At 72.0% G+C, this 4,557-nt stretch carries 4 protein-coding genes and 1 pseudogene; all 5 read right to left on the bottom strand.

Going from position 1 to position 4,557, the window contains the following annotated elements; translation table 11 throughout:
* Positions 1 to 346, bottom strand: a pseudogene (locus AB0C29_RS32620) (hypothetical protein); the annotation flags it as partial.
* Between the two features lie 131 nt (positions 347 to 477).
* Positions 478 to 1,212, bottom strand: coding sequence for a TIGR03936 family radical SAM-associated protein (locus AB0C29_RS32615; protein ID WP_360549060.1), 735 nt, complete (start codon positions 1,210 to 1,212; stop codon positions 478 to 480).
* 53 nt (positions 1,213 to 1,265) lie between these two features.
* On the bottom strand, positions 1,266 to 3,218 hold the full coding sequence (locus AB0C29_RS32610) for a TIGR03960 family B12-binding radical SAM protein (RefSeq protein ID WP_360548940.1): 1,953 nt from the start codon (positions 3,216 to 3,218) through the stop codon (positions 1,266 to 1,268).
* Between the two features lie 20 nt (positions 3,219 to 3,238).
* Entirely contained in the window at positions 3,239 to 3,583 is a 345-nt protein-coding gene (locus tag AB0C29_RS32605) for an STAS domain-containing protein (RefSeq protein WP_360828370.1), read from the bottom strand.
* The coding region (locus tag AB0C29_RS32600) for a SpoIIE family protein phosphatase (RefSeq protein WP_360828367.1) at positions 3,580 to 4,557 on the bottom strand (978 nt) is incomplete at its 5' end. The genes AB0C29_RS32605 and AB0C29_RS32600, both read right to left, overlap by 4 nt.

Below are 4,557 nucleotides of genomic sequence, written 5' to 3'. Positions count from 1 at the left end.
TCACCGGCGCGACCGGCTCAGCGTCACTGAGCAGGCTCTCGGCCACCGCGGCGGGATCCTCGGCTATCGGCTCGGCCGCGGGGGCGGCAGCGGGTGCCGCCGCCTTGCGACGACGGCGGGCCGGAGCCGCGGGGGCCTGCTCCACGGCCGCGTCGACGGCACCGGCGGCCTCGTCGGCGGCACCAGGCTCGGCGCCGGGCGCGTCCGCAGCCGGCGCGGCCGCGGGTGTCGCCTTCCGCCTCGGGGCACGCGTACGGCGCGCGGGAGTGGTGCTCTCGGCGGCATCGACGGGAGGAGTTGTGGCTCCGTCCCGTTCACCGCCCTCATTACGCTCGTTATCGAGCATGGGGCGCTCTCCAGTTCTGGCGGCCCCGGGCGCGGGTGAGCGCTGCCACGCAGGGTCGCCGCAAGTTTTTCGGCCCCGACCAGGTCGGACGGGCTGCCGAAGTCTGCCAACGTGGACGCCGACCGAATCGGTCAGAGCCCTCCGATGGTGGCGCCCTCGCGATCCGCTTCCAACGGATCGACGATCTCCCCCTGCGGCGTGAGAGTGCCCTGCGCCAGCCGGGTAACCCGTGCGGGCACCGGCGGCTCCAGGCCAGCCACCACACGCAGGCCGGAAAGGACGTCATCGGGTCGAACGGCCGGAGTGACCTGCCGCACGACAAGGTCGATTATCGCACACGGTGCGACCGCGGCCCCGGAAGGTGCACCAGACTGCTTGGTCACAGCGAAGAAGGTCACTGCGGACCGGGCGTCGAACGACCGCCGGCCCTGCTTGGTCATGCGTTCGACCAGCACTTCCTCGGCCGCCAGGAACGCCGCGACGGCGTCGGCGGCGACCTGCGGCTCGACCCCGGGCAGCTCCAGCAGCCAGCGCGAGGCGTTGATCTGGTCGGCCAGGCTGCCCTCCCGGGCCACCACGGCGTCGAGGATGTCCAGCCCGGGCGAGAGCGCGGCGTCCAGGGCGGCGCGCAGCTCGGCCGGGTCGACCTCGGCCTGCAGACCGATCTCCAGATACTCCGCCTCGCTGCCCACGCCGGTGGGCGCCGCGCTCGCGTACGAGATCTTGGGGTGCGGGGTGAAGCCCTGGGAGTAGGCGATCGGGACGGCGGCCCGGCGCAGCGCGCGCTCGAAGGCCCGGGCGAAGTCCCGGTGCGAGGTGAAGCGCAGCGGTCCGCGCTTCGCGTACCGAAGGCGGATCCGCTGCACGACCGGGGCCTGGCCGCCCACCGGCTGGTTCTTGGCGATGGTATTTCTCCTGGTCAGTGCGTATGCGCGGGCGAGCGCAGCCCGTTCGTCGGGGTGAGCGGGAGCAGCTTCTTGCCGGTCGGGCCGATCTGGATCTCGGTGTCCATGGACGGGCAGACGCCGCAGTCGAAGCACGGGGTCCAGCGGCAGTCGTCCTGCTCGAACTCGGTCTTGGAGTCCTGCCAGTCCTGCCAGAGCCAGTCCTTGTCCAGCCCGGAGTCCAGGTGGTCCCAGGGCAGCACCTCGAGCTGCTCGCGCTCGCGGGTGGTGAACCAGTCCAGGTCCACGCCGAAGGCCGGCAGCGTCTCCGCGGCCGCCTCGACCCAGCGGGCGTACGAGAAGTGCTCGCTCCAGCCGTCGAAACGCTGGCCTTTGTCCCAGGCTCGCCGGATCACCGCACCGACCCGGCGGTCGCCGCGCGAGAGCAGTCCCTCGATCAGCGACGGCTCGCCGTCGTGGTAGCGGTAGCCGATGGCCCGGCCCAGCGACCGGTCACTGTTGATCTCCTGCTTGAGCATCCGCAGCCGGTTGTCGATGACCTCCGGCCGCTCCATGGCCGCCCACTGGAACGGGGTGTGCGGCTTGGGCACGAACGCGCCGATGGAGACCGTGCACTTGATGTCCTTGGTGCCGGTCGCGATCCGGCCGGCCCGGATCACCTCGTGCGCCATCCGGCCGATCTGCAGCACGTCGTCGTCGGTCTCGGTGGGCAGGCCGCACATGAAGTAGAGCTTCACGCTGCGCCAGCCGTTGGAGTACGCCGTGACGACCGTACGGATCAGGTCCTCCTCGGTCACCATCTTGTTGATGACCTTGCGGATGCGCTCCGAGCCGCCCTCGGGGGCGAAGGTGAGCCCGGTGCGCCGCCCGTTGCGGGACAGCTCCTGGGCCAGGTCGATGTTGAAGGCGTCCACCCGGGTCGAGGGCAGCGACAGCGAGACGTTGGTGTCCGCGTACTGCTCGGCCAGGCCGGAGCACATGTCACCGATCTCGGAGTGGTCCGCGCTGCTCAGCGACAGCAGGCCGACCTCGGAGAAGCCGGAGAACTCCAGGCCCTCCTTGACCATCTGGCCGACCGTGGTGATCGAGCGCTCGCGCACCGGGCGGGTGATCATGCCGGCCTGGCAGAACCGGCAGCCCCGGGTGCAACCCCGGAAGATCTCCACGGCATACCGCTCGTGCACGGTCTCGGCCAGCGGGACCAGCGGCTTCTTCGGGTACGGCCAGGCGTCGAGGTCCATGGTCGTGCGCTTGTGCACCCGGAACGGCACGTCCGGGCGGTTCGGCACGACCCGCTGGATCCGGCCGTCCGGCAGGTAGTCGACGTCGTAGAAGCGCGGGACGTAGATGCTCTCGGTGCGGGCCAGGCGCAGCAGCAGCTCGTCGCGGCCGCCGGGGCAGCCCTCGGCCTTCCACTCCCGGATGATGCCGGTGATCTCGAGGACCGCCTCCTCGCCGTCACCGAGCACGGCGGCGTCGATGAAGTCGGCGATCGGCTCGGGGTTGAAGCTGGCGTGGCCGCCGGCGAGCACGATCGGGTGGTCGACGGTGCGGTCCTTGCTCTCCAGCGGGATGCCCGCCAGGTCGAGGGCCGAGAGCATGTTGGTGTAGCCGAGCTCGGTGGCGAACGAGAGGCCGAGCACGTCGAAGGCGTGCACCGGGCGGTGGGCGTCGACCGTGAACTGCGGGACGCCGGCCTCCTTCATCAGCGCCTCGAGGTCCGGCCAGACCGCGTACGTGCGCTCGGCCAGCACGTCGGGCTGCTCGTTGAGCACCTCGTAGAGGATCTGCACGCCCTGGTTGGGCAGGCCCACCTCGTACGCGTCGGGATACATCAGCGCCCACCGGACCGTGGTGGCGTCCCAGTCCTTGACGACGGCGCCGAGCTCGCCGCCCACGTACTGGATCGGCTTGCTGACCCGGGGCAGCAGCTGCTCGAGCTGCGGGAACACGGAACTTACGCTCATGGGGCACCAGGGTACGCGGGTCAGCGCCCCAATTCGTCCGCGGCCCGGTCCAGATCGGTGGCCAGGAGATCATCCCGGAACGCGCACAGTTGCAGGGTCATCCGCGCCGCGCCGGTCGCGCCGACCACGAGCCGGATCGGGGTGCCCTGCAGATCGAGGTCGCCGACGAGCGCGTCGAGCAGCCGCACACCGGCGCTGTCCAGGAACGACACCGCCGTGAGGTCGATCACCACGGCGTCGGCCCGGCCGGTCTGGCGGACGATCTCGCGGCCGATCTCCGGGGCGTTGGCCAGATCGATCTCGCCCGCGAGCCGGACCAGATCGGCCTGGCCCAGTTTGGCGAAAGTCACCCACTGCTCGGTCATCGTCGCGCTCCCCGGCGGATCCGCCGCATGGTCACCGTGGTCCCGTCGGCGTGGTCGAACGCGACGGTGTCCATCACCTGGCGGATGAGCTGCAGGCCGCGGCCCCGCGCGCCGCCCGGCTCGGGATCGGCCCACACGCCCCGGTCGGTGATCCGGACGTCGACCGTGTCCGGTGACACCGTGGCGACGACCTCCACCAGGCCCAGCGGGTTGTCGCGGTAGCCGTGTTCTATGGCGTTGGCCACTGCTTCCGAGCAGGCCAGCAGCACGGCCTGGGCGCTCTCGTCGTCGACGGCGTGCGCGACCAGCCAGCCGCGCAGGTCCTTGCGCAGCAGGGCGATCTGCACCGGGTCCGCGCCGATGGTGCGTTCCAGCCGCTGCTCGGTGCCGAGCGCCAGGCACAGCAGGCAGACGTCGTCGGCGTGCTCCTGACCGACGAGCATGTCGGCGATGGACGCGGTCAGCCCGGGCAGCGGCGAGTCCCGCTTGCCGGCGTACGTACGGGCCAGCAGCTCGAAGCCGGCGTCGATGCGGCGGGTGCGGCGCTCGATGAGGCCGTCGGTGTAGAGCAGCAGTCGGCTGCCCGGGGCCAGCTGCGTCCGGTGCTCGATCCGGGCCTGGCGGGCGGCGCGCGAGCCCAGCGCCCCGGAACGGGCGTCGAGCAGGTAGCGCGGTGGCTCGCCGGGCTGGGTGAGCAGCGGCGGCAGGTGGCCGGCGCAGGCGTAGACCATCTCGTTGGCCGACAGGTCGACCTCGGCGTACGCGACCGTGGCCATCCGGGCCGACTCGACCCGTTCGACGAAGCGGTCCAGGCGTTCCAGCAGCCGGGCCGGGCCCGCCTCGGCCGAGGCCAGCGCGCGGTGGGCACTGCGCAGCTGGCCCATGGTGGGGGCCGCCGGGCGGCGCCGGCCCGCCACGGCGCCCGCGCCCCCGGCGCGGTTGTGCGGGGGGGGGCTGTAGGCGGCGTAGCCGGC

The organism is Actinoplanes sp. NPDC048791, from assembly GCF_040650095.1.
Lineage (GTDB): Bacteria > Actinomycetota > Actinomycetes > Mycobacteriales > Micromonosporaceae > Actinoplanes.
The sequence above is the reverse complement of the archived record's forward strand: the minus strand, read 5'-3'. Positions and strand labels throughout refer to the sequence as shown.

Coding starts and splice junctions, on each gene's coding strand:
- AB0C29_RS32610 (WP_360548940.1), bottom strand. CDS start 3,218: ATGAGCGTAAGTTCCGTGTTCCCGCAGCTCGAGCAGCTGCTGCCCCGG.
- AB0C29_RS32605 (WP_360828370.1), bottom strand. CDS start 3,583: ATGACCGAGCAGTGGGTGACTTTCGCCAAACTGGGCCAGGCCGATCTG.